Source organism: Streptomyces colwelliae (assembly GCF_048158785.1).
GTDB lineage: Bacteria > Actinomycetota > Actinomycetes > Streptomycetales > Streptomycetaceae > Streptomyces.
The window spans coordinates 1-480 of the sequence record NZ_JBLTJC010000934.1 but is presented as its reverse complement, the minus strand read 5'-3'; the positions used below and the strand labels follow the sequence as shown (position 1 = coordinate 480).

Below are 480 nucleotides of genomic sequence, written 5' to 3'. Positions count from 1 at the left end.
CCCCTCCAACGCCGCCGCACACGCATGATCCACATGCCGCAACCCACCCAACTCCAGCCGCACCACCCGGTCCCCCGGCAACGCCTCCAACGCGTCCAACAGCTTCGGCAACCGCAGAAACGTCGCATGCCCCAGCACCCGTACGACGATCCCCGCGTCCCCGAGATCCTCCGTCTCCACCTGCACATGACTGACGTCCCACGCGGTCTTCGCCACGGCCAACGCCAGCCCGACCAGCACCCCCTCGAACAGATTCCCCACCACGATCACCACCGCGGTCACCCCGAGCACGACCACCTCACCCCGATGCCCGCGCCAGAGCCCCCGCACCTGCCGCACCGGCACGAGCCCGCACCCGGCATGCACGAGCAACCCCGCCAGCGCCGCCACCGGAACCAGCCCCAACACCCCAGGCAGCAAGGCCGCGAACACCAGCAACCACCCACCGTGCAGCACCCGCGAAGCCTTCGTCCGCGCCCC

At 70.6% G+C, this 480-nt stretch carries 1 protein-coding gene; it reads right to left on the bottom strand.

The annotated features are described in order from the left end of the window. Positions 1-480 (bottom strand): SulP family inorganic anion transporter (locus ACNFOC_RS55235; RefSeq protein WP_416966423.1); only part of this gene is annotated, 480 nt, incomplete at both ends.